This window comes from Neptuniibacter sp. UBA6509 (assembly GCA_002435145.1).
In the GTDB taxonomy this organism is placed as follows: Bacteria; Pseudomonadota; Gammaproteobacteria; order Pseudomonadales; family Balneatricaceae; genus Neptuniibacter.
In genome coordinates, this window is record DJLT01000013.1 from 48,872 (window position 1) to 70,867 (window position 21,996).

The window sequence follows — 21,996 nt, forward strand, 5'->3', positions numbered from 1 at the left end:
TTTTGGATACAGATCATGTCTCAGCAAAATGACCCATTAATCATTGCAGGTCAAAGTTATAACTCCCGTTTACTCATCGGTACGGGTAAATATAGAGACCTTGAAGAAACACGTTTAGCGATCGAAACAAGCGGTGCGGAAATAGTCACTGTCGCTGTTCGCCGCACAAACATTGGCCAAAACCCAGATGAGCCAAATTTACTGGATGTGATCTCTCCAGATAAATACACAATTTTGCCAAACACTGCTGGCTGCTTTAATGCAGAAGATGCAGTACGTACCTGCATGCTGGCGCGTGAACTGATGGACGGTCATGATCTCGTTAAACTAGAAGTACTAGGCGATCAGAAAACCCTTTACCCGAACGTTGTTGATACGATTAAAGCGGCGGATCGTTTGGTGCAAGATGGCTTTAAAGTCATGGTATACACTAGCGATGACCCAATCGTTGCTAAAGAGTTAGAAAGCTTAGGTTGTGTTTCTATCATGCCACTAGGTTCAATGATTGGTTCAGGTCTAGGTATTTTGAACCCGCATAACATCAACGTAATCATGGAAGACTGTAAAGTTCCTGTATTAGTTGATGCTGGTGTAGGTACAGCTTCAGAAGCGGCTGTCGCGATGGAGATGGGCTGTGAAGCGGTATTGATGAACTCCGCTATTGCCGGTGCTCGTAACCCAATTCTAATGGCTTCTGCGATGCGTAAAGCGGTTGAAGCGGGTCGCGAAGCGTACCTTGCAGGCCGTATGCCACGTAAAAAATACGCAAGCGCTTCCTCTCCGATGGAAGGGACTATTGTTAGTTAAAGAAGAGTTGGTTAAACAAGTGTAGGCTAAGTATTTACCGCTAAAAAGCGGTTAAGCGTTACTTTTTTATTTGAAATATTTTATAGCCTGATCCTCAGATCAGGCTTTGCTTTTTAGGTTAGATTGATGTCAGAAGAAAACAACATCAAACAGCAGGACATAGAAAACACTGCTGAAGAGAAACACATGCGTACGGTCAAAAGCTTTGTTCTACGCGCTGGCCGCATGACCGAAGGTCAGCAAAAAGCGATGGACGATGTTTGGCCAGAGATGGGCCTAGAGGTGACTCAAGGCCTACTTGATCTAAATGCAGTGTTTGGACGTGAAGCGCCTGTTGTTTTAGAGATCGGTTTTGGTATGGGCGATTCATTGGTTGAGATGGCCAAAGACCAGCCTGAAAAAAACTACATCGGTGTTGAAGTACACCGTCCGGGTGTAGGCCGCTTACTCAGCAATGCTGAAAAGCAGGGCCTTAAAAACATCCGTGTCTTCTGTGAAGATGCGATCGAAGTACTCGCACAATCTATCCCAGATGGCAGCCTTGATTGCATTCAACTGTTCTTCGCTGACCCGTGGCACAAAAAGCGTCACCATAAACGCCGTATCGTACAGCCAGAATTTGCACAAACACTGCGTAAAAAGCTAAAAGACGGTGGCGTATTCCACATGGCCACAGACTGGGAAAACTACGCAGAACATATGATGGAAGTGATGAGTGCTGCAGAAGGCTATAACAACGTAGCTGGAGAGGGGCAATACTCACCTCAGCCAGAATGGCGTCCAGTGACTAAATTCCAGAAACGTGGTGAACGTTTAGGTCATGGGGTTTGGGATCTCATGTTTGAGAAAACTAACTAAGTTATTCTCGTTTTAGATTGATATTTGGAAAGGCTGATACGGTGTATCGGCCTTTTTTTTGCTCAGTTCCTGAGCGCCGTTTTAAATTCTTTTATAGACCTTCGGCCCTTAAGGGAAAACAACAGCTCTTTCCCTTAAAAGTACATTCTCGTAAAACAGCCGCCTGTTCCTTGTTTCGCTCCGCTCAATCCCCTGCGGTTCTCTAACTCAATGGGACGGATATAAACTCGCCTTTTATCTCTAAAGAAGGCTCAGACAAATATCCATCTATTCCAATGAGTTATGCGATACTCGGCTGCGTCAAAGGGGGGAGGGTTTGCGCCAGTTTGAATATCCTCACTTTGTTTGAGGTAGGAAATGACCCTCAGACTTGATAGATACTATCAAACGGCCTTATAAAATCTCATCGGCTAGTTCTGGGTGGTGATCCAGAACAAAGAGTAGCTTAGAGACCGCTTTAGGGACTTGAACCTCACCTTGCTCATAACGTGAGAAAGCATTTTTTCCCCCTCCGAACTCATCACCTGCTCTGGCTTGATTAAGCTTTAGCTTTCGTCGGATACGTTTAATCTCAAGCGGGGTAAGCAATCCATCAATTTTAGATTTCTCAGTTTGAAGCTGTAGTCGGGTTGCCTTCAAACCTTCGGGTTCTAATACGGCTTCACCGCAGCTATCGCAGTAAATGCCCGGTTGCAAAAGGCTGAAAGAGCGTCCTTTGTAATCGTAATCTACCAACCGCTCTTCTCGAACGGCCTGAGCGCCACAAAGTTCGCATATATGCTGACTCATTGCTGTTCTCCTTATCGTTCTTTAAAAGAAACAACAACTTGACCATTAGCTCCAAGTTGAAATTTCACATAAAGCTGAATGCCTTTATAGTACGGTCTATAAACATCCTGCCATTGAATAAACCCCGCTTTTGGGGCTCCATCGACTTGTAGAAATCGATAGGGGTTAACGCTTGTATGACTTGAATAGCATCATCTTCGTCGAAGCCTAAACTAAACATCGTTTGGCGAGCACTCAGAGTCATTCTAAGTTTTGTTACAGAATTCAGCGCGTGCTTTATTTCATCCAAATCATAAGTGGGCTTTTTCTGTTCCATCAGTAAATAAGCTCCTTTTAGATTATTATTACCCTTAAAGGGGTATTTGTAAAATGGAATTTAATGTTGGAGCTCAGCCTCAGTGCGAGTTTTTGATTTTTATTCTTTAGGCTTTCAGCCTTTAAGGGGGAACAACAGCTCTCCCCCTTAAAAATCCCGTAGCTGCCTATTCCTTGTTTCGCTCCGCTCAATCCCCTGCGTTTCTCTAACTCAATGGGACGGATATAAACTCGCTCCGCTCAGACAAATATCCATCTACTTCCATTGAGTTATGCGATACTCGGCTGCGTCAAAGGTGGAGGGTTTGTGCCACTTTCTACATCTAAAGAAGCTGTCAGGTTTCTTGTTTTGTTATTCGGACTGCGTTAAAACAATAAGTGAATTAGACAGGTGGATGTCTAGCATGGGCGGGTATGCGGAGCCTTTGACTGGAAAACAAATAGGGGCTAAATATCGGGATTTAATTAAGAATATTGAAAGATTAAAGCCCAAGTGCTCTGAACTTGAAACTGAGAAAGAAAAACTGAATGAGGAAGTAGCGAAAAGGGAGACTCTACTTGCTGATTTATCGGAAAAAAAGACGAATAGAGCTAATGCGTTTGAAAAAGGCATTAAAAAACTGAATAGGAAGTTGAAAGGTAATTTAAAAGTAAATTATTCAGCTGAAAAAAATAGACTTGGATTGATAAAACTTATCGTTAGTTATCGCTTATCTGATGTTGCTGAGGGGAGACTTTCATGGATGAACGATGTAGAAGAGTTTTCGGCACCTTTATTCGCAGAGACTATTAAGAAAGGGCAAGAGGCGTTATTAGGCAGAAATTGGGGAATGACTCCCACAACCGCTGATAGATTGTCTAAACTCAGCCATACACAAATAATGGAAATCGAAGAATTTAAAATCGATGATTTGGTTAGTATTGAGCTAAATGTTTCTAGTAGTGAAGAGCCGTTGTATAAAAAGCTAGATTCTTTATCTACAGGGCAGCAATGCACAGCTTTGCTGCATATGCTCTTACTTGATAACCAAGATCCACTACTACTAGATCAGCCTGAAGACAACCTAGATAATGCATTTATTGCAGAGCGTATTGTCACTCAAGTCAGAGACGCGAAGCTAACTAGACAATTTGTTTTCGCTACACATAACGCAAATATACCTGTATTTGGTGATGCGGAATGGATTGGTGTTCTGGAATCTACAAATGAAAACGCAACATTACCTATTCAAAACCAAGGTTCAATCGATCAGCAAAATATTCAAAGTCTTGCTGCCAAAATTCTTGAAGGTGGTAAGGACGCTTTTAACCGAAGAAAAATATGGTTTTGAGTAATGGTTACGTAGCAATTTACTCAAGAGAAGGAAAAGTTCGGCCTAGTATTTTACACACATTAGTAACGGTGTTATGTATCAATTAGGGACTGAGTATGGATAGCAATATTTGGGAAGGCATTGTTGTTGGTGCATCAGGAGGGGCGATAGCTGGCTTAACTGTTTATATCGTTCAATATCTCCATGAGAAAATTCGTGACGCTAGGGAAATGAAGCGGGTGAATAAATGGCTTGAAGTAAACTCAATGGGTGGAAAATGGCGAAGCACAAGGGCCATTGCTAGCTGGACCAATCTCACTGAAGATAGGGTTCAATATCTATGTAGTAAAAGCGAAGCAGTTCAACTTTCAACTGGTGAAAATGAAGGCTTGTGGGGGCACCGTGATTCCATAAATCGTACGGACTGCTAGCAATATAACATGCCAATTTACGACGCGCGTTCGACACCTGGGGGCAGTGAAACTACGTCGGTTATTGAAACGTTCTGATCTTGATAAGTATCTTGCGGGTAAGTCTTACAGTGTGCAAAACCTCAAATTGGCACGGCTTCATCACCTTTGACGCAGCCGAGTATCGCATAACTCAATGGAAGTAGATGGATATTTGTCTGAGCGGAGCGAGTTTATATCCGTCCCATTGAGTTAGAGAAACACAGGGGATTGAGCGGAGCGAAACAAGGAATAGGCGGCTCAGGGATTCTTAAGGGAAAGAGCTGTTGTTTTCCCTTAAGGGCCGAAGGTCTAAAAAGAAAAGTAAATCCCTGCTCAGAGGCTAAACGCCAATAACGCAAAACCTTGTAGAACCCCTCCTCATATGCGATTTTGTTTCCCCACTCTGCATCAAGCAAATAAAAACTAATCAGGAACTGATGAATGTCTAAAAAAAACGTTACTTTTGAATACGAGAAAGAAACCAAAAACAGTGTTCGCTACAAGGAGGTTCCTGAAGAGGGAACGGCACCTATTGTGGGTTCTCTGTATGTGCAGAAATGGTTTGCGGGTGATAGCAAAACGATTGAAGTAACGATCGATAAAAAAGATTAGTTTAGCGGATAAAAAAATCCCCAGTTGTGTGGCGCACAACTGGGGCGAAGGACTTTATGATCTACTCATGAGCATATCTACACATGACGAATAGGCTCGTGACCAATAGGTTACTGAGAGACCACAAAGCAAGTGGACGGTTATAAATAAACGTTAAGCTTTGAATTGGGTTGTTAGCAGGTGTTCGCTCTATTCGCTTGCTGCGATCAAGCTAGCATTACCCCCTGCGGCCGTTGTGTCGATGCACAAGTGACGTTCAATAACAAACCTTTCCGGTTGTTCTATCTCGGTGATCAGTGGTAGCAGCGCACCTTCACGTTTGGAAAGGGCAATACGAACCTCACGTAGCTGTGCTGGATCGGCGTTATAGCAAACCGCTGCAAACCCTTGGACGGATTGGATAGCGTCTACGGCTAGGCTGCCTTCAGCGCCAAGAAGGGGCAGTTTGTGCTGTGCTGCGGTCGCTAACAACGTTTCAATTCCTGATGCGATAACAATCACTTTATTGCCTTGGCTTAGCGCTATCGCGGCTTGTTGGCGAGCGCTGTGCAGGTCGGGACCTAAACATAAAACTACGCCGCGGCCTTTTTCAGACAGCAAATTCAGTTCGCCTGTCGGTCCAGGTAGCTCGGTGGCTTGTTCTGGGCTAAGTGGCAGTGATGCTAGCTCTTTGGTAAACAGCGTAGATAGTTGTGCTTCAAGTTCCAGACGCGGTGCTATCTGCGTGTTTTGTAGTTTCTCGATAAGGCTGGTGAGTTCATTACCTTTAATGAAATAACGGTGTTGATCTAACGCCGTGTATCTGTTTTTTGGAAGGGTGAAGCGTTTGGCATAGTGTGGCCCGCCTGCTTTTGGACCTGTGCCGGATAAGCCTTCACCGCCAAAGGGCTGTGAGCCAACAATCGCGCCGATTTGGTTACGGTTAACGTAGATATTACCGACTGCTATCTGGCTTGTGATCTGCTCTACACGGTTATCAACACGGGTGTGTAAACCAAAAGTAAGGCCGTAACCTTTGGCGTTAATGTTGCTGACGACTTGATCGATCTCATCGGCTACAAACGTTGCGATATGCAGAACGGGGCCGAAGATCTCCTCTTCAAGTTCCTCGATACCTTTAACTTCTATCACGCTGGGTGCAACGAAATGGCCTTGCTCAGGGGCTTTAAGCTGCTCTGGAACTTCAAGCTGCTTAAGGAGTTTGCCTTTTGCTGCAAACAGGGCGCAATGTGTGTCGATCTTGTGTTTTGCATCGGCATCAATCACGGGGCCAAGATCTGAGTGAAGCTGCCAAGGGTTGTCGATACGTAGTTCATCCATCGCGCCAAAGAGCATCTCTTTGAGTTGTACGGCAATATCTTCTTGCACATAAAGCATACGCAGGGCGGAGCAACGCTGCCCTGCACTTTGGAATGCGGACATAACCACATCACGTATAACTTGTTCCGGAAGTGCGGTTGAGTCTACGATCATCGCGTTCATTCCGCCGGTCTCTGCAACAAGAGGGGCAGAAGGAGCCAGTTTTTCAGCCATGATTTTGTTAATTGATTGCGCAGTCTGTGTTGAACCCGTAAAGCAAACCGCTGCAATACGTGGATCAGAGGTTAAAGGCAGGCCTACGTCTAAACCAGAGCCGGGAAGTAGCTGAATAACATCTTTAGGAATACCTGCTTCATGCATCAGTTCAACCGCTCTGTTTGCCATCAGTGGCGTTTGATCTGCAGGTTTTGCAATTACTGCGTTACCTGAGGCGATCGCTGCGAGTACTTGGCCGGTAAAGATGGCTAAGGGGAAGTTCCAAGGCGAGATGCAAGTCACAACACCAAGCGCTTGTTGGCTGGCCAGTTTTTCCGCTTCGTTGGCATAATAACGGGCAAAATCGATCGCTTCGCGTATTTCGCCTACGCTGTCGAGCAGTGTTTTACCCGCTTCACGGCAGGCAATAGCAAAAAGTTCTGGGGCGTGTTGTTCAAATAGGTAAGCCACGCGACGTAAGCAGTCTGCACGTTTAGGTGCGTCCGTTTTTGACCAGCTTTGGAAGCCGTGCTCTGCTGCGGCGATGGCTGTACTTATATCTGATGGATTAGCAGGAGTTACGCTGCCAACTTGGTCATTGAGATCTGCGGGATTAGAGATCTCTTCTTTGGTGTCACTTCTGCTTAGGGTATCTGCGTTTACCGATGATGTAGCGCCCGCAATTAGTGGCTTCGCATGCCATTGCTGAGATTGGAATTTGATACGTTGAGCATCTAAACGCTCTAAAGTCACTTTGTCAGTCAGATCCCAGCCTTTTGCATTTAAGCGTTTTTCCCCAAAAATCGCCACAGGCCTTTTAATTGCTTGACTAGATAAACTGCCGCCTATGCTCGCAATTTGAGCAAAGGGGTCAGCTGCTATCTCTTCAGGGGTGATACGTGTATCAACAATCTGGTTCACGAATGAGCTATTTGCGCCATTTTCAAGTAAACGGCGTACTAAATAGGCCAGTAGATCCTGATGAGCACCTACTGGGGCATAGATACGGCAGCGTGTATTGTTCGCTTTCAGTACTGTGTCGTGTAGGGATTCACCCATGCCGTGTAAGCGTTGGAACTCATAGTTATCCACATCGTATTTCTGCGCCATATATAAAATAGACGCGACAGAGTGAGCGTTGTGCGTGGCGAACTGTGGATAAATACGATCACTCATGTTGAGTAGTTTTTCAGCACAGCACATATAGGATAAATCTGAATTTACTTTACGCGTAAAGACAGGGAATCCATCAAGGCCAAGTACTTGCGCACGTTTGATCTCGGCATCCCAATAAGCACCTTTAACAAGACGTACCATGATCTGGCGATCAAGTTTCGTCGCGGTGGCATAAAGCCAATCCAGCACGTAGCTTGCACGTTGGCCGAAGGCTTGGACGACAACGCCAAATCCATTCCAGCCACTCAGGCGCTTATCGGCTAGCACGGCTTCGATCACATCTAATGAAAGATCTAGGCGATCGGCTTCTTCCGCATCAATATTGAAACCCATATTGGCGTCTTTTGCTTGCAGAGCTAGGGCTAATGTACGCTCAACAAGTTCATCCATCACTCGGTCTTGCTGGCTGACTTCATAGCGGGCATGTAGGGCTGATAGCTTTACGGAGATGCCTGGGTTTTGGCGTATATCATCACTTGTGCAGCTAGGGGCAAGTTCTCTAATCGCTGTAGAGTAGGCCTGATGATACTTAAGGGCGTCGGTATTGGTACGCGCGGCTTCACCCAGCATATCGTAGGAGTATGAGTAGCCTTGTTTTTCCAGTTTTTTAGCTCGCTGAGTCGCTTCTTCGATGGTACGACCCAGTACAAATTGGCGGCCTAGCTCTTTCATTGCTTGAGCAACGGCGGTGCGGACTAGAGGTTCGCCTAAACGTTTAAGCATGCCTTTAAGCGTAGTGCTTAGGCTTTTATCCTCATCGTTTTTAAGTAGCTTACCGGTGATGAGCAGCGCCCAAGTGGAGCTGTTAACTAAAGAGGAGGCTGAATGACCTAAATGGCCTTTCCAGTTACCGGTAGCAATTTTGTCTTCGATCAGCGCATCGATCGTGATGCTATCTGGAACGCGAAGTAAGGCTTCTGCTAGGCACATTAGGGCCACGCCTTCTTTGGTCGTTAGCCCGTACTCTGCAAGAAACTTTTCCATCATTGAGGGAGAGCTTTCATTACGCACGAGTGTCACTAATTGCGCTGCGTTGCGAGAGATGGTTTGCCGATCTTCTTCAGCTAGTGATGCATTATTTAGCAAGCGATTAATAGCAACCGTTTCGTTGGCTAAATAGTTAGCACGAATATCTAAGCGGAATTGTTCGATGGATAAACTCATATCTCTTCACCTCATTTCATATAAGGCATATTTTATAATTAGATCATTAGGTCGAACTCTCTTAAATTCTGTATTTTGTAGTCGTTAAGTTCTAATTTTTATCTGTTTTTAATCTATTTGTTTTTTCTTTGCTTAAAATATAGGTTATTCGACTTCTGTGTTAGTTATAAAAAAGCCCCGAGAACGCAAAGTAATCGAGGCTGATGTAAAGTGTTGCTTAGCTAGAACGGAGCTAGCTTTTTATTTCAGCATCTACTTCGTCAAAGCGTGCCTGAATCGTGGTTGATGGTGGCGGTGTGAGTAATGACGCCACAACAATCGCGATAAAAGCAAACAGAACGCCTGGAATGATTTCATACACATCAAACCAGCCGCCCGCTAACTGTTTCCATACAACAACGGTAATACCTCCTGTCAGAATGCCTGCAAGGGCTCCCATTTTTGTCATACGTTTCCAGTATAGAGAAAGAATCAGTGCTGGGCCGAAAGCTGCACCAAAACCTGCCCACGCGTAAGAAACCAAGGTTAAGACTTTAGAATCTTTATCCATCGCCAATGCGGTAGCGATAAGCGCAATGACAACAACGGCAATACGACCGACACGGATTAATTGTTCTTGAGATGCATTTTGATTAAACAGCGCTTTATAGAAGTCTTCTGCCAACGCTGAAGATGAAACCAATAGTTGAGAATCCGCAGTACTCATCACCGCCGCTAAGATTGCCGCCAATAGAATACCGGCGATTACAGGGTGGAATAGTGCGTCGACTAAGACCATAAATACCGTTTCAGTATCGCCTAAGCCTTCAGGAAGGTAACCAATAGCGGCCATACCGATTAGGCAAGCGCCAGCCATAGAAACCGCACTCCACAAAACCGCAATACGGCGTGCAGCAGGAACGTGGTCTTTACTTTTAATCCCTTTAAAACGAGCAAGGATATGCGGCTGACCAAAATAACCAAGACCCCAGCCGAGTAAAGATAATGTACCAATTAAGGTGATATCTTTTCCGTCTGCGTCGGTGAACATATTCAGCAGTTCAGGGTTTTTCGCTTCCATGGCTGAAAATATCCCGCTTAGGCCGCCAATTTCGCCCATGGCAAAAAGAGGCACCATAATCAGTGCTCCCACCATCAGTAAGCCCTGTACAACGTCGGTCCAAGAAACCGCGAGGAAGCCGCCAAATAGAGTGTAAGAGATAATTGCGATAGCACCGATGATGACAGCAATGCTGTAATCAAAACCAAACACCGTTTCAAATAGCTTGCCGCCAGCCACTAAACCGGAGCTGGTATAGAACAGGAAGAAAACTAAGACAAAAATCGCTGAGATTACACGTAAGCTATGACTGTGATCTTCAAAGCGTTTTTCGAAAAATGCGGGGAGTGTAAGGGCATCATCAGCGCGTTGTGAATATACTCTTAGGCGCTGCGCGACTAACAGCCAATTTAACCATGTGCCGATGAGTAGGCCTGCCGCCAACCAGAAGGAACCGAATCCTGCTGCCATTGCATAGCCGGGTAGGCCCATGAGTAGCCAGCCGCTCATATCAGATGCGCCGGCGCTGAGTGCACTTGGGATAGGACCTAAGTTTCGACCACCTAGGACATAGTCAGATAGATCGCTAGTACGTCGATACGCCACAATGCCGATGGCAAGCATGAGCATTAAATAAAGTATAAAAGTAATGGTTACCGTAACCATGTAGAAGCCTCACTGTCATATATTATGCTTATTATAGTTCCTTCCTGAGCGATGCCACTGACCTCCATCCGCTTAGAGAAGCTCATTTCTTCTAAGGTAAATTTCATAGGCTGTCTGAAAAAAAGGATAATCTGGCTGTGATAAACCAAGGTTTATACAGGGGATTATCCTTTTTTGACGGCTGGCATAGCCGTATAAAATGTTACTCGCTTTGTTGTGGATATTTGCACTGTATTGTTGGCATTGTTAGTTAATTGATCTTTTTTAAACCCGATTTATGAGGGATTGTTCTGCGGGATGCTGTTTCACGTTGTTTTTGGGCCTTTTCGTGCTTTGACGCTCGTAAAAACGCTTAGCCCTAAGTTGTCGAATTAGAGGGGATTAACTATATTCGAAGATAAGAAACCTGTTTTACCTCCTACCTCAGCGGACATTAATGAATGGATAATCTCGATAAACTGGATATTTCTATCCTACGAGAGTTACAAAAAAACGGCCGAATTACGGTGACTGAGCTCGCCAATCGGGTGGGTTTATCAAAGACACCTTGCCAAGTGCGTATGCGACGTTTAGAAGATCTCGGCTATCTTCTGGGCTATACCGCGATTATTGATCAGAAGAAGCTGGGTTCAAAGCATGTTGCTTTTGTCCAAGTGACGATGAGTGATACTAAAACTAAGGCTTTGCAAGCATTTAATGATGCTGTTCGATTGATTCCTGAAGTCGAACAGTGTCACATGATCGCGGCCAATTTTGATTATCTTTTAAAGGTGAGAACCTCCGATATCGAGGGTTATAGAGAGGTATTAGGGGAGAAGATTTCCAGTTTACCTTACGTAAAGCAAACCAGTACGTTTGTGGTGATGGAAGATGTTAAAGATATTGCATCTAAAGCGATCTGATGTATGAAAAAAGCCCGCTTTTATAAGCGGGCAAAGGAGCCTGTTGGGGTGGCCCATGGCAATGACATGAATGTGGTGCTGAGGGGCAAGGGCAAGTAGCAACGTTAGAAACCCAAGCGTCGCCTAAAGGTAATAAACATTTCTAGTGTTGTTTACCTGCCCTTGTGTCTTAATCAGTGCCTCTAGTGGCACTTTTTTTCGCCATGATGACCTCGTTTGCCTTCTGAGTGACGTTTTGACATTTTCTCACCCATTTCGGCCTTTAAGGCGATAAATGACTTCTCTTGTTCCGGAGTTAGTATTTCAAACAGCTTTTCCTGTGCGTCTGCTTTCTCAATAATCATGCTTTTAGTCTGTTCTTGTGCTTCTAGTACTAAACTATTCAACTGTGTTTGGTAATCTGCTGAGTTTGGATTTAGTTTCAGCAGTTGCTTGAAAACCGATTCGCGGTTTTGATGCTTAAGCTTCATGCCTTCATGTTGGCTTAGCATCTGCGCTTTTAGCTCCGTTTGCTGTTTCGGTGTTAGCTTTAGCTCTTTGGTTAAATGCTCTACCCGGTGTTCCATACGACGTTCCTTATGCTGCTCCCCATCGGTGGCATGAGCTACTGTAAGGCCTAATCCTGATACTGTGATGACGGCTGCTGTAATGCCTGCAATAAATTTAGTGCGCATGTTTTTATCTCCTCACTTGCTCCGGCTAATTTGCCTTTAAAAAGTTGTTTACCTTGATGCAGTGAAGTGTGAATGATGTCACTGCTAAGTTGGGTATCGGAGTTGTAAAGTTTGGTAAACACAGCTTAAGCGTTAAGTTTTTTGAATCTAAAAGCTTTACTATTTAGAGGTCGCTAGAGTCTTATGTGATTCTATATTGGCCAATTAAACAGATAAGATGAGAATACCTTTATGAGCAATACCAAACAGCGCCTGTTGATGGTGGATGATGATACTGAGCTGTGTGAGCTGATCGGTGACTACCTTAATCATGAAGGTTTTCTTGTTGAGTTTGCTCCTGATGCGGATAGTGCTTGTGAGGCACTCAAACGATCTGAGCGTTATGACCTGATGATACTCGACGTTATGATGCCGGGTAAAAGTGGTTTGGAACTGTTGCAACAGATAAGACCCAAGGTTCAGTTGCCCGTGATTATGCTGACAGGGCGCGGCGAAGGTATTGATCGCATTATCGGGTTAGAGATGGGTGCCGATGATTATCTGAGTAAGCCTTGTAACCCTAGGGAGTTGCTTGCACGTATCCGAGCTATTTTGCGGCGTGTAGAGCCGCAACAGAAAGCGACACTGTTTCCCGACTTATTGGTTAGTGTCAGCGGCGTGAGCCTTGATCCTGGTCAAAGAGAAGTCACTGTACTTCAGCAGCCGGTAGAGCTGACAGGTACTGAGTTTAATGTATTGGCTTACTTGATTGCCAATGCAGGCTCTGTTTTAGATAAAGAGCAATTAACAGAGTTAGTACTGCATAGAAAGCTGATGGCCTATGATCGTGCAATTGATGTGCATGTGAGTCGCGTTAGGCAGAAGCTAGGGCAGTATTCGTCGAATAAAGAATTAATTAAGACCGTTCGGGGCGTAGGTTATCAATTTGTTAAAGGTGCAGAATGAAGTGGTATAAGCGCCTTTTTTGGAAAGTCTTTGCATCGATCTGGTCGGTCAGTTTTTTAGTGTCGTTGGCGACAATTGTGTTTGTCGGTGCTATTACCGAAAAAGATCGTTTTAAAGAGGTGATTACAGCAAAAGCCGAAGGCTATGCTGAAGTCATGATTGAGCGCTATGAACGCAGAGGGGAACGCACGCTTAGCGTACGTCCACCGAAAAAGCCTGACCGTAGAGATGATAGAGAGAGTCATTATAAGAGTGATTATGAAAGGGATGAGCATGATCGCAGGGAATTCGAAGATAGAGATCATGAAAGTAAGGACCGACATGACTTTAAACGTACTACTTGGCTAAGTATTGCTGAGCGGGTTTATATCACGGATCTAGCACGAAATAAGAAAGTGGTCGGTCTTGATAAGTTCCCCCGAAGTTTTAATCAGGACCCTAAATCGTTTTACTTATTTAATCTGAGGTCCGAGAGTGGAAAGCTTTATCAGGTGAAAGTTAACCTGAAATGGAACTCCTCACCTTTTAGGCATCTTTTAGCCACGATCTTATCGGTGCAAATGGTTCTGATTATTTTGATCGCTTCGATGGCTGCATTGTTAGTGTCCGCCATTATTGCTCGGCCTTTAAACCTACTACGTGAGCATAGCCAAGCGATTTACCGTGGCGAACTCGATAGGCGAACGGATGAAAAACTTAGAAAAAGAGGCGATGAGTTAGGTGAGTTAGCACGAGATTTTGATCGAATGGCTGATTATGTTCAGCAGACCATTACCTCTCACCAGCGCTTAATGCAGGATGTGTCCCATGAACTACGTGCTCCTTTGGCACGCTTGCAGGCGGCGGCAGGTATTGCTGAACAGCGCATGGGTGAAGATGATAAAGCGGTTATGCGAATTAACCGGGAGTGTCGCAACTTAGATCAGTTGATCGGTGAGATATTATCCCTGTCTCGTTTAGAACAGGAACAAGCATCCGGTGAACGAGTTTGGTTATATTCTTTACTCCAAGAGTGGGCCGATGATGCGCATTTTGCTTATCCCAAGCGGCAGATAAACCTAGAGATGAAATCTGACTGCGAGGTTTGCGTTAATAGCAAACTGCTGGAAAGAGCCGTGAATAATATTTTAGGGAATGCCTGCAAGCATACGGATGATAGTACTGCTATTGATCTGTCTGTGGATAAAAGCGATCGCTGTATTATTTGTATTCGAGATCATGGAAAAGGTGTTTCCGAATCTGAGTTAGCGCAGCTTTGTGATCCCTTCTATCGAGGAGATAGCCAAGAAAAGGGCTATGGTTTAGGACTTAGTATTGCGCAAAGAGCGATTAAACGCTTGGGTGGTGAGTTAAGTTTACGGAATCATCCTGAGGGTGGTTTGGAAGCAACAATTACTCTTCCCTTAGCGACGAAAAGAGGTTGAGTGGCGTTAAGGGTAATGAGTATCGCTTTAGTCTTTTAACATAAGATTCTGTAACTCTGTCAGTGCTATATCGATCTCTTCGACTAGCTGATAGTCCTGTAAGTCGGACGGGGTTAGTTGATCACGATAATGTTTTGTTATCCACAGGCGCAGTTGCTGGTAGCGCTTTTCATTGAGCAGAATTGAGGGGTTTACGCCAGCTAGTTCTGTTTCTGTGATAGGGATAGACAGCCTTAAGCAGGCGGGACCACCTCCGTTATCCATGCTTTGTTTTAAGTCGATAAATTTGATTTGAGTGACAGGGTTATCGGCTTCAAGAATCTGCTGACAGACCTTTTCTGTCGCTTGTGACTGACGGCATTCTTCAGGGGCGAGCAGAAGCATCCCTCCAGCAGGTAGTGCGATTAACTGACTGTTAAATAGATAGCTTGTGATCGCTTCTTTTAAGCTGAAGTCCCTATCTTTGATCTCCATAATGAACAATGGTTTCTGCCAGTGCCGAGTGCGCTTGGTTAATGTTGTTAATATGCCTTCTTGTTCTGAAAAGGCGGTTTCATGAAGCAATAAAAAGTTATTTAGCCCAACGGCAACCACGTCATTATGAAAGGCTCCATGATCTATTGCTTGTGGGTTCTGTTGTATTAGCAGTGCTTTGGCGTGTGGTATCTGGTGGCGTCTAATGAGCGACTCACAGGCTGTTTTACTCTGTCTAGCTGGATAGCGTTGAGTCTTCTTAACCATGCTTATATCTTGGCCATAAATAAATAGGTTAAGCGCCTCGTCAGAGAGAGGGTCATTCAAACGAATGTGATTAGCAGCTCCTTCATCGGCAAAATTTGCATGGCTAGGTAGCGGAGAGTGGCAATGGAACAGCGCGTTATCAGAAAAGAAATGGCGAAAGAATGAATCGGTTGCTGGTGATTCAAGAGAGCGGTGTAACTGGTTTTGTAGGTTTGCAGGTGTGATCTGAAGCTTATTGGTCAGGCTATCACTCGACGCTGTAATTGTTGCGCTATTCGCGGCCCACATTGATGAGGCTGAGTAACAGGCTTCCAATAGTTCGGGTGCAGTTTTGAACGCTTGTTGTAAGATTTGTTGTGGGGTTCCTCTAAAGCCAGCTGCTTGAAGTAGGCAAAAGTTTGGCCGTGGTTGGGGAGGTATAAATCCTTGAGGAATACCTAGACGATAGAGTATCCACATCTTTTCCAGCCCTTGTAGGGCCGCCTGTTTGGGCGAAGATAGCTTTCCTGTATTTTTAACTGATGCAATATTCCCTTTCGCCAGCCCTCCGTAGTTATGGTTTGGGCCAACTAGACCGTCTAGATTAAGAATTTGGCTCATGAGGGAGCCCAGATATGCCCTTCAATCTGGATTCCAGGCGGTAGGCTTTCTGGTAGCTCTATACTCTCTGATTGCAGTGATGCAACAGGGTAAGCGCAATAATCAGCTGCATACCAAGCGCTTGCGCGGTGGTTACCACTCATCCCGACCCCTCCAAAGGGTAAAGCGCTAGATGCGCCGGTTAACGGGCGGTTCCAATTCATAATTCCTGAGCGTACATGGCGTTGGAAATATTTAAATACCTCCGGATCATCACTTAGTACTCCGGCAGCTAACCCATAGCGGGTATTGTTAGCTAGCTCGACCGCATGCTCTAGATCCCTAACTCGGTAAAGTTGTAACAGCGGGCCAAATAACTCGATATCAGGGGGTGTTTCCACAGTGCTACAATCGATTAATCCTGGGCTGAGTAGAGCGCCTTTATCAGTAAAACGCTGCATGCTGATGAGGGATATCGCACCTTGTTCTACTAATGATTCTTGAGCGGAGAGTAGTTGTGTCATCGCTTGCTGGCTGATCAGCGATCCCATAAAAGGAGGGGGTTGCTGATTGTAGGTGCCTACTTGGATCTGCTCTACTGCTGCGCTTAAGTGCTCCACAAATTTATCACCCTGGGCCCCTTCTGGGACGAGTAGGCGACGTGCACAAGTGCAGCGCTGTCCTGCGGTTATATAGGCGGACTGAATCGTGTTATAGACGGCTGCGGGTAAGTTTTTGGTTTGGGTCACAAGCAGTGGGTTATTTCCACCCATCTCTAGGGCAAGAATCTTCTCAGGCTGACCACCAAATTGTTGATGTAAATAACAGCCTGTATTAGCGCTGCCAGTAAAGTAAAGACCATTAATAGCAGGGTGTGAGGCGATTAACTTTCCTGTTTCTTTGTCCCCTTGAAGCAGATTTAAAACGCCATCAGGTAGATCAGCTTTTTGCCATAGTTTTACCAATAACTCTGCACTTTTAGGCGTCAGTTCACTGGGCTTAAAAATCAATGTATTGCCCGCGAGGAGAGCGGGCATTATATGGCCATTAGGCAGGTGCGCAGGAAAATTATAGGGACCAAAAATGGCAACAACGCCGTGGGGGCGATGGTGTAAAGTCGAACGAACCCCATTATTATTTTCATCTATTCTTTTGCAGCGCTCTTGATAGGCTCTAATAGTAATTGCGGCTTTACCCTGCATCGCAGTCACTTCACTAAGCGCTTCCCAAAGAGGTTTTCCTGTCTCTTCACCGATGCATTCTGCTATCAGTTCTTTGGATTCGCCAAGTAGTTCGGTAAAGCGCACAAGGTAAGATGCTCGTTCTGCAATGGGTCGATCAGCCCAATGGGGAAATGCCTCACCGGCCGCTTCTATTGCCTGATTAACTTGTTGATCACTAGCTGAGTAGCCTTGCCAGATGCGATCACTGTTACCAGGGTTTAATGACACCATTTCATCGCCATCACCTTGTAGCCATTCGCCATTAATGAGGTGAGATAATAACGGGTTCATACTCGTCTCCCTTTTAACTCAACTATGCGTGCTGTATCGCCTTGCTTGAGTTGTAATAAATGTGCGGTTTCAGGGCTTATTTCTGCAACGCCGGGTTGTTCGTAGGCTAAGCCTAAGCAGCAACGAAAGTTCTGTGATGATCTATTGCTGAGTAGATAGCTTTGGTAATTTTCAGGATGGTCAATCGATGGGTTGATCATTAATTTGACATAACGGCTCTCTCTAACAGCGCGTATTTTTTCTAAGGGGGCTGTGATTGTGGGGCCCGCATCAAAGATATCCACATAGTTTTCGAAGCGAAAACCTTCGCTTTCCAACATATTGCGCGCAGGTTCCGTATTTTTGTGAACTTGACCGATGACCTTTTGGGCGTCTTCAGGCAACAGGTGGATGTAGATACTATTTTTTGGCATTAATTCGGCAATGAATACTTTGTTACCAGAGCCCGTTAGATAGTCTGCTTCAGAGTAATCCATGGCAAAGAATTTACGCCCGAGTCCTTCCCAAAAGGGAGATCGACCCTCTGCGTCTGAGTAACCTCGCATCTCTGCTATGACACGTTTAGAAAAACGTTGAGGGTTTTCTGCCATAAACAGAAAGCGACTTTTTGATAGCAGGCTGCCATTTTGAGAGTGCCGGTGTTCTGGATTAAGGTAAAGGGTGCATACTTCGGAGCAGCCTGTGTAGTCGTTACACAGATAGAGTGTTTTAAATTGATTGTGAATATTGAGTTCGCGTGAGGCATGAACGACGGTGCCGATACGGTAGTGATACCACGGATCTTTCAAACCGACAGAGGCTTCAATGCCGGTCGTGCCGACGACCTGTTGCGTTTCATCATCGACGAGAACAAAAAGATAACTTTCACTGTTGGGTGTACTGATTTGATACTCAAGTGCAGCAAGACTATGGCTTATCTTTTCTTCAAGTAACTCAGTGTTCTCGGGCAGAGAAGTGAAGCCTGGTCCCGATTCCAGTGCGATCGAATAGAGGGTATCTAGATCTTTTATCTCTATAGGGCGAATGAAATACATATTCGATCTCCTTTGCCTTATTTCTCGATTAGCGCGTATGTGTACTTTCAAAGATTTTGTCGGCAGAAGCGGCGACAAAACCTTGATATAAACTTCCATCGGGCATTGGGAAGCGTTGTGCAAATTCGTAATAACAACTTGGAATTTCCGCTGTTCTATCTGTAAATTGAACTGAAATAGAGTTAGCCAGTGTTGAGGATTGGGCTAAATATTCCTCTGCTCCCCCTTTTATCTCCCCGCCAGCAGAGTTGAGCTTAAAACCTTCTGCTTTTAAAAAGTCATTTATGCTCTCAATGCTGTTATGGGAGTCCAACTGATTAATAAAAATAGTGAAATGGTTTGGCCGGAAGCCGAATGCAGCAACCCATGCGGCGTATTCACTTTGTACCAGCAGTTGTTGATAGTCAGCATAGCTTAAATTCCAGTAACGTCCGGAATAGCAAAAATCTGTTTGTCCGATTTGAGCCTTAGGTATCTGTGAAATTAAGTTGTGGATAAGTGTTTGGTTGGCTTGGTTTAAAGACTCAGTGAGCAATTGGCTAATAAAGACTTTAGGTAGCTTAGTGTCTATATGTTGAAGATGCTTGGCGTACAGATGTTTCACTGGAAAGTGGTATTCGTCGGCCCAGTAGTACCCGGCTGAAAGAAAAGGGGCGGCAAGCACTTCAATATTGATGGATTCAATATCAAAAGTGCGTAACGCAATATGGTCATTAATTATGATCGGGTTTTGTCGTTGTAACAGCTGGTGGATTTTTTGAGCTTCAGGGTTTAAGCGCAGGTAATCTATCCACATATCATTTAATAGTTTGAATATGTCGGCTTTATTCATTTTATGCCTCCAGTTCTGCTCTGTTTAAAGGGAAGCCCATGTTGAGCAATGTGGAGTAGAAGGAGTGCGCTGAGTTGCGCTCGGTCGGTCAGGCTTGGTAGCTGTATGTACTCATTATGGCTGTGTATAAAGTCGCCCCTAACACCTAAAGTATCCACATTAGGAAGGCCAACAGCGGCTAAATTATTACCGTCGCAACAGCCTCCTGTTGCTGCATATGTTAAGGGCCTGTTGAGTTGTTTTGAATATTCTTGCACAAGTGAGTACAGCGCTAAGTGCTGAGAATCGAGCTGCTTCGGCATGCGCCCAAAGCCACCGTGCAACTCGGCTTTGTAGCCATCATGCTCATTGTATTGACTGATTAGTGTTTCTAAATGCTGAGTACACCAGTGTGCATCGTCTTTCGTTTCTATTCTGATATTAAATTTAAACACCGCGAGGTCGGGGACTTTATTAGTCGTTTCGCCGCTGTTTATCATCCCTGTATTAAGTGTTAACCCGGGGCGTGCATTGTTAAGTTGCGCTAGTTCTAAGATTAATTCAGCCGCTTTGTTTATCGCATTGCGTCCTAGTTCGGGCTCTCTGCCCGCATGGGCTGCTTTACCATGAACGCAACAGGTGAAATTACCACTGCCTTTGCGAGCCCCCGCAAGATTTCCATCGGGTAGAGCCGGTTCATAGATGAGACCTAGGTCATGTGTTTTGGCTTCTTCTTCTAATATGGCTGCGGAAGAGGGCGAGCCTATCTCTTCATCGGGATTAAGAAGAACGGTCCAGCCAATTTGTTGAGCCAGTGGTGTTGATTCTAATAACTCCAATGCGGAAAGTAGAACCAGTAGGCCTCCTTTCATATCTGCTGCACCGGGTGCGTTTAAGCATTCAGCTTGTAGTCTATTCGCTTTTTGGAAAGGGCTAGATAGAGGGAAGACGGTATCTAAATGGCCTGTTAAAAGGATCTGATATTTTGCGTGAGGGCGTTTCTTTATTCGCCATAGATCTCCTAAGGTTTGTTGTTGCACCACCCCTTGGAAATCGACCCTTTCCCATGGGGGCAAGTGAATACGCTCTATATCGTGGCTAATCTTGTTGAAGGCATTAGCAAACCATTCTCCAACTTCATTAATGCCTTGAGGATTGAGGGAGCTGCTGTTGATCTCGACGAGTTCAATTAACTGCTCCTCTCGAAGGGATTGTTGTGAGGCGATAGGTTGAACCCAATTCAATAGATCGGAAGAGGTGTGTTTGCATATATCTGCAGCTTTATTCATCGCTACCTCTCTTACGTACTCATCTATTCTTATTGACTTGATTTACTTCGTGCGCAATAAAGCTCTCCATCGCTTTTTCAAAGTGTTTCATTCCCTGTGTAATCTCTTCGTCTGGAATAATTAATGACGGGGTTAGACGTATCACATTTAAGCCAGCGATTAACACCATAACCCCCTCATCAAGTGCAAGTTGCAGCAGTTGTCGTGCCTTGCCTTGATATTCAGGGCGTAATTCACACCCTATGAGTAAGCCCTCTCCTCTGATCTCTTTAAACAGAGGATAGTGCTGATTGGCTAAATGAAGTTTTTCAACGAACAGCTGATGTTTGCTTTGAACCCCTTTTAACACTTGGGGTGTATCAATGATGTGAAGTACTTCGTTTGCGACAGCGCAACCTAGAGGGTTACCACCATAGGTGCTGCCATGGCTTCCCATATTGAGAGATTGCGCGACCGCTTCTGTGCAAAGCATTGCAGCAATAGGAAATCCGCCCCCTAGGGCCTTAGCTGACGTTAAAATGTCGGGTGTAACGCCACTGTGTTCATAAGCGAATAGCTTACCTGTGCGGCCTACACCGGTTTGAATCTCATCATAGATAAGAAGCGCAGAGTGTTGATCGCATAGTTCTCTGGCTGCTTTTAAGAATTCTGGATCTGCCGTGATGATTCCGCCTTCACCTTGAATCGGTTCGAGTACAACTGCGCAGGTTTTATGACTGATAGCATCGCGTAAGCTCTTTATATTATTAAACTCTACATGGGTGATGCCCGCGGGGATGGGTTTAAAACCTTCACAGTATTTAGCCTGGCCTCCGACTGAAACGGTAAAAAGGGTGCGTCCGTGAAAGCTATTGATACAGCTGATTATCTGGTTTTTATCAGAGCTATGATCGTCTAGTGGATCATGATCATAGGCGTATTTTCTGGCCAGCTTAAAGGCCGCTTCATTCGCTTCTGCACCTGAATTGGCAAAATAAACTTTGTCTGCAAATGTTTTATCGCAAAGGGTTTTGGCTAATTCTAAGGCGGGTTCGTTTGTGTACACATTACTCAGGTGCCAAAGCTTATCGACTTGCTGGTGAAGGGCGTGTGTGAGAGTCGGGTGGCAGTGGCCTAATGCGGTGACGGCGATCCCACCGGCAAAATCGATATACTCTTTTCCGGATTGGTCCCAGACTTTTGAACCTTGGCCTTTGACAGGAATAATGGGCAACGGTGAATAGTTAGGTACCATGACCTGTTCAAAGATATCGCGTGAAATTTTATGCTGCATCGCTCACCTCCTTAACGATACATAGTTAGTATAAGTTTAGTAGAAGGGGAGGGATAACGGATTTTGGATAATAAAAGCTTTATTTATTAGCAGGTTAGTTGTGT

General features: G+C 45.0%; 20 protein-coding genes. 8 read left to right on the forward strand and 12 right to left on the reverse strand.

The window, feature by feature from the left end; genetic code table 11:
* Positions 1–15 precede the first annotated feature (15 nt).
* Entirely contained in the window at positions 16–807 is a 792-nt protein-coding gene (locus B4K11_RS02020; RefSeq protein WP_292951415.1) for a thiazole synthase, read from the forward strand.
* Between the two features lie 126 nt (positions 808–933).
* A complete protein-coding gene (gene trmB, locus B4K11_RS02025) occupies positions 934–1,665 on the forward strand; it encodes a tRNA (guanosine(46)-N7)-methyltransferase TrmB (RefSeq protein ID WP_292951412.1) in 732 nt (243 codons plus the stop codon).
* Between the two features lie 393 nt (positions 1,666–2,058).
* Here trmB and B4K11_RS02030 read toward each other — a convergent pair whose 3' ends face one another.
* The 3 genes from B4K11_RS02030 to B4K11_RS02035 are packed head-to-tail and all read right to left on the reverse strand — an operon-like array spanning position 2,059 to position 2,770.
* Entirely contained in the window at positions 2,059–2,454 is a 396-nt protein-coding gene (locus B4K11_RS02030; protein ID WP_292951409.1) for a type II toxin-antitoxin system MqsA family antitoxin, read from the reverse strand.
* Between the two features lie 11 nt (positions 2,455–2,465).
* Positions 2,466–2,534 carry a hypothetical protein gene (locus B4K11_RS18570; RefSeq protein ID WP_414689231.1) on the reverse strand — a complete coding sequence of 23 codons (69 nt, stop codon included), beginning with the start codon at positions 2,532–2,534 and terminating at the stop codon, positions 2,466–2,468.
* Complete coding sequence (locus tag B4K11_RS02035) at positions 2,519–2,770, reverse strand: type II toxin-antitoxin system MqsR family toxin (protein WP_292951407.1); 252 nt, start codon at positions 2,768–2,770, stop codon at positions 2,519–2,521. The genes B4K11_RS18570 and B4K11_RS02035 overlap by 16 nt, the downstream gene beginning before the upstream one ends.
* A gap of 403 nt (positions 2,771–3,173) precedes the next feature.
* On the opposite strand from B4K11_RS02035, the gene B4K11_RS02040 reads away from it, so the two are divergent.
* The 3 genes from B4K11_RS02040 to B4K11_RS02050 all read left to right on the forward strand — a co-directional run bounded on the left by B4K11_RS02040 (position 3,174) and on the right by B4K11_RS02050 (position 5,146).
* Positions 3,174–4,100, forward strand: a complete 927-nt coding sequence (locus B4K11_RS02040) for a hypothetical protein (RefSeq protein WP_292959204.1) — start codon at positions 3,174–3,176, stop codon at positions 4,098–4,100.
* A 98-nt stretch (positions 4,101–4,198) separates the two neighbouring features.
* Positions 4,199–4,513, forward strand: a complete 315-nt coding sequence (locus B4K11_RS02045) for a hypothetical protein (RefSeq protein WP_292959205.1) — start codon at positions 4,199–4,201, stop codon at positions 4,511–4,513.
* 462 nt (positions 4,514–4,975) lie between these two features.
* A complete protein-coding gene (locus B4K11_RS02050; RefSeq protein WP_292959206.1) occupies positions 4,976–5,146 on the forward strand; it encodes a hypothetical protein in 171 nt (56 codons plus the stop codon).
* A gap of 189 nt (positions 5,147–5,335) precedes the next feature.
* Here B4K11_RS02050 and putA read toward each other — a convergent pair whose 3' ends face one another.
* Entirely contained in the window at positions 5,336–9,001 is a 3,666-nt protein-coding gene (gene putA, locus B4K11_RS02055; protein ID WP_292959207.1) for a bifunctional proline dehydrogenase/L-glutamate gamma-semialdehyde dehydrogenase PutA, read from the reverse strand.
* A gap of 232 nt (positions 9,002–9,233) precedes the next feature.
* Positions 9,234–10,706, reverse strand: coding sequence for a sodium/proline symporter PutP (gene putP / locus B4K11_RS02060; RefSeq protein WP_292952839.1), 1,473 nt, complete (start codon positions 10,704–10,706; stop codon positions 9,234–9,236).
* 440 nt (positions 10,707–11,146) lie between these two features.
* Here putP and B4K11_RS02065 point away from each other — a divergent pair, with 440 nt between their 5' ends.
* Positions 11,147–11,608, forward strand: coding sequence for an Lrp/AsnC family transcriptional regulator (locus tag B4K11_RS02065; RefSeq protein ID WP_292952842.1), 462 nt, complete (start codon positions 11,147–11,149; stop codon positions 11,606–11,608).
* 182 nt (positions 11,609–11,790) lie between these two features.
* On the opposite strand, the gene B4K11_RS02070 is transcribed toward B4K11_RS02065, so the two are convergent.
* Positions 11,791–12,282 (reverse strand): Spy/CpxP family protein refolding chaperone, encoded by a 492-nt coding sequence (locus tag B4K11_RS02070; protein ID WP_292952845.1) that lies wholly within the window; start codon positions 12,280–12,282, stop codon positions 11,791–11,793.
* A gap of 231 nt (positions 12,283–12,513) precedes the next feature.
* On the opposite strand from B4K11_RS02070, the gene B4K11_RS02075 reads away from it, so the two are divergent.
* Together B4K11_RS02075 and B4K11_RS02080 are read left to right on the forward strand one after the other, a co-directional pair.
* Positions 12,514–13,227 (forward strand): response regulator transcription factor, encoded by a 714-nt coding sequence (locus B4K11_RS02075; protein WP_292952848.1) that lies wholly within the window; start codon positions 12,514–12,516, stop codon positions 13,225–13,227.
* Positions 13,224–14,651, forward strand: coding sequence for a sensor histidine kinase (locus B4K11_RS02080; RefSeq protein ID WP_292952851.1), 1,428 nt, complete (start codon positions 13,224–13,226; stop codon positions 14,649–14,651). The genes B4K11_RS02075 and B4K11_RS02080 overlap by 4 nt, the downstream gene beginning before the upstream one ends.
* A gap of 27 nt (positions 14,652–14,678) precedes the next feature.
* Here the strand turns inward: B4K11_RS02080 and B4K11_RS02085 are convergent, their stop codons facing one another.
* From B4K11_RS02085 to B4K11_RS02110, 6 genes are read right to left on the reverse strand one after another with little or no spacing between them, the layout of a single operon-like run.
* Complete coding sequence (locus tag B4K11_RS02085; RefSeq protein WP_292952854.1) at positions 14,679–15,992, reverse strand: N-succinylarginine dihydrolase; 1,314 nt, start codon at positions 15,990–15,992, stop codon at positions 14,679–14,681.
* Positions 15,989–17,485: a succinylglutamate-semialdehyde dehydrogenase gene (gene astD, locus B4K11_RS02090; RefSeq protein WP_292952857.1), complete on the reverse strand. Its 1,497-nt coding sequence runs from the start codon at positions 17,483–17,485 to the stop codon at positions 15,989–15,991. The genes B4K11_RS02085 and astD overlap by 4 nt, the downstream gene beginning before the upstream one ends.
* On the reverse strand, positions 17,482–18,519 hold the full coding sequence (gene astA / locus B4K11_RS02095) for an arginine N-succinyltransferase (protein WP_292952860.1): 1,038 nt from the start codon (positions 18,517–18,519) through the stop codon (positions 17,482–17,484). Before astA ends, astD begins: the two co-directional genes overlap by 4 nt.
* Before the next feature lie 28 nt (positions 18,520–18,547).
* Complete coding sequence (locus B4K11_RS02100) at positions 18,548–19,351, reverse strand: DUF1338 domain-containing protein (protein ID WP_292952863.1); 804 nt, start codon at positions 19,349–19,351, stop codon at positions 18,548–18,550.
* Positions 19,348–20,619, reverse strand: a complete 1,272-nt coding sequence (locus B4K11_RS02105; RefSeq protein ID WP_292952866.1) for a hydrolase — start codon at positions 20,617–20,619, stop codon at positions 19,348–19,350. Before B4K11_RS02105 ends, B4K11_RS02100 begins: the two co-directional genes overlap by 4 nt.
* 19 nt (positions 20,620–20,638) lie before the next feature.
* Positions 20,639–21,892 (reverse strand): aspartate aminotransferase family protein, encoded by a 1,254-nt coding sequence (locus tag B4K11_RS02110; protein ID WP_292952869.1) that lies wholly within the window; start codon positions 21,890–21,892, stop codon positions 20,639–20,641.
* Positions 21,893–21,996 lie beyond the last annotated feature (104 nt).